4 protein-coding genes are annotated in these 2,790 nt (G+C 47.0%); 1 reads left to right on the forward strand and 3 read right to left on the reverse strand.

Annotated features, from left to right (window positions below):
• Positions 1-90 precede the first annotated feature (90 nt).
• Positions 91-390: a hypothetical protein gene (locus A3751_RS16310; RefSeq protein WP_068453205.1), complete on the forward strand. Its 300-nt coding sequence runs from the start codon at positions 91-93 to the stop codon at positions 388-390.
• Here the strand turns inward: A3751_RS16310 and A3751_RS16315 are convergent.
• The 3 genes from A3751_RS16315 to A3751_RS16325 form a co-directional block, all read right to left on the reverse strand.
• Entirely contained in the window at positions 374-1,825 is a 1,452-nt protein-coding gene (locus A3751_RS16315) for a HAMP domain-containing sensor histidine kinase (protein WP_068457948.1), read from the reverse strand. The genes A3751_RS16310 and A3751_RS16315 overlap by 17 nt on opposite strands.
• Positions 1,812-2,495: a response regulator transcription factor gene (locus tag A3751_RS16320; RefSeq protein ID WP_068457951.1), complete on the reverse strand. Its 684-nt coding sequence runs from the start codon at positions 2,493-2,495 to the stop codon at positions 1,812-1,814. The genes A3751_RS16315 and A3751_RS16320 overlap by 14 nt, the downstream gene beginning before the upstream one ends.
• Before the next feature lie 9 nt (positions 2,496-2,504).
• A partial coding sequence (locus tag A3751_RS16325; protein ID WP_156492547.1) for a DnaJ domain-containing protein occupies positions 2,505-2,790 on the reverse strand: 286 nt, incomplete at its 5' end.

A 2,790-nucleotide genomic window follows, 5' to 3' on the forward strand; every position in this document is an offset into this window, starting at 1 on the left:
TCCGACGAAAAGCACTAAATTTAGGTTGAAGCACCTATTTAAAAACCTTATTGTTCTCGAGAATAATCAGCACCAATTTGGTAGGCAATCATGAGTAAAAATATAGAAAAGTTTGGTGAGTTGGCTCTTCAACAAGTCGATAGCCTTGGTTTTCAGTTGGATCAACTAGGTATTGAAAACAGTGTAAATCGTCACAACCTAATGGCAGTGGTTTTTGCGGGCCAGAAGCGTTTTGAAGGCGAATTAGATAGCGTGAAAGCGCGTGTTGGAAGCACTAAGGCAAATGTAGAATCAACCATTGATGCTGCAGAACAGCTTGCTAAAAGTGGCTTGAAGCTTCTTGCTTTTCCAGCGACGTACACTATCGAGCGCTTCAAGCAGTTTGCGTAGACGACTTCTGAGAGGCCTTTAGATTCTCCGGCCGTTCCAATTTTGGAGCGGCTTCTTTCTTTTTAATCAGTGGAAGATTTAAGGTGACAACCAAGCCTGGGTTATTGTCGCCAAGCATGATTTTTCCCTGATGCAGTTCCACAACCGCTTGAACGAGGCTCAGTCCTAAACCGTTTCCTGGTAAAGAGCGACTCTTCGCTACGCGATAGAAGCGGTCAAACACTTTGCCGCGCTCATCTTCGGGAATACCGATCCCAGAGTCCGCTATTGTTAAATCAACACCGTGTTTGGTTTGATCCAGCGCGATCGTGATCTCCCCGCCTTCGGGGGTATATTTGATGGCGTTATCAATTAGATTACTTACGGTCTGAAAAAGAAGGTCTTTATCGGCAAATAGCTCGAGATCCGTTTTCACTCTAATGTTTAGAGTTTGTTGCTTGTCCTCGGCAAGAGCCTCGTAATATTCTGCAGCATCTAGCACTAAATCCGAGATAATGAAGTGAGAGAAATTTGAGCTTGTTTTACCGGTTTCAAGTCGTGCAATGCGCAGTAAAGCATTGAATGTCGCTAGTAATTGATCCGCCTCTGCCACGGCACTTGCCACATGCTCTCGCTGTTCGTCATTTTCAACTTGCAGCAGAGTGTTCTCGAGTTTGTTGCGCAAGCGCGTTAGCGGTGTTCTCAAATCGTGAGCGATGTTGTCCGAAACATGGCGAATACCTTCCATTAGCTGAAAGATTCGATCGAGCATTTCATTGAGGTTACGCGCTAGCTGGTCGAAATCGTCGTTAGTGCCACGATCAGGGATTCTTAGGGATAAATTACCGCGCATGATCTTCTGGCTGGTCTGGTTGATCACTTCAACACGTCTTCCCGTGCTACGGCTCATCATGACACCACCAATCATGGCAAGCATGAAGGTAATGGCCATGCCGAGATTAATCGCACGTTCAACTAGCTCTTTCACCGCCATAAACTCGTTTACATCACGGCCCACAAGCAGGCGTAAGCCGCCCGGCACTATGAACACACGCGCTCGTGCAGGTCTTTCAGATTCAGTGTGCCAGCCGAGTTCTTGGTCAAGCGTGAAATTTAACCAGCCATCTTGGACTTCGCCTTCTTCAGGCCATTTATCAATGTTGCCAGCAAGTTTAATGAAGTCGCGTGCGGTGAACAAATAGATTGCTTTGCCGTTAGGATCACGCGCGACTCGTTCACGAATCACGCTGATAAGGCCATTTAAACCTTGTCGCTGATATTGCTCGGCAAGTCCGACGATCTCGGCTTCAATGGTCTCATCGGTCTGGCTCGACATATAGCCAGCAGTTGCCCAATAGATGAAACCCATAAGAATAAAAACAGAGGTGGCGAACAGTACCATGTACATGATCGCCAACTGAAAGGTAGGGGTTCTTAGAAGACTAAGAATCTTCACTCAATATATACCCTGCACCACGCACAGTTTGGAGCAACTGTTTAGGGAAGTCTTTGTCGATCTTTGAACGCAAGCGACTGATATGTACATCAATAACGTTGGTTTGCGGATCAAAATGATAATCCCATACTTGTTCTAGAAGCATGGTGCGAGTGACCACTTGTCCCGCATGCTTCATTAAGTACTCCAGAAGCCGGAACTCACGTGGCTGGAGATCAATTTTCTGGCCTGCGCGCTTGACGGTTCGGGCTAGCAAGTCCATCTCCAGGTCGGCGACACTTAGATGCGTTACCTGCTCAGAACCGGAACTTGCTCCGCGACGCTCTAAGGCTTCCAATCGAGCCAATAGCTCGGTAAACGAGAAAGGCTTGGTGAGGTAGTCATCTCCACCGCCCCGAAGACCTTCGACTCGATCGTCTACATCGCCCAAGGCACTAAGAATAAGCACTGGCGTTTTGTTGCCCGTGGCTCGAATCGTTTTGATGATGGAAAGACCATCCATGCCTGGAAGCATTCGATCTATGATCATTACATCGTAGCTTTCGCTTGCTGCAAGCAACAAGCCTTCTTTGCCATCGGCACAGTGGTCGACGACATTGTCACTTTCTTTTAGGCCATTGACCAAATAGGAGGCAACGTCTTTATCGTCTTCGATTACTAGAACGCGCATTACTTACCTCTACTTTATATTTCTGTTGCGCTTTACGAGTTCGTAAGCTTCTTTTATTTGTTGTGTTTTTTCCGTGGCGAGTTTCATCATCTCTTCCGGTAGCCCTTTTGCCACTAACTTGTCCGGATGATGTTGGCTCATCAAGCGCCGATATGCCCGCTTCAGCTCTTGATCAGAACACTCTTTTTCAAGCCCTAGCACATCATACGCTTCTTCCAGTTGAGATGCGCTATTTTGTGCATCAAAGCCCTGCTCCTTATTATAAAACCGCTGTTGCGCAGCAGCCATAGCAAGA

The sequence above is a fragment of the Oleiphilus sp. HI0080 genome, from assembly GCF_001635135.1.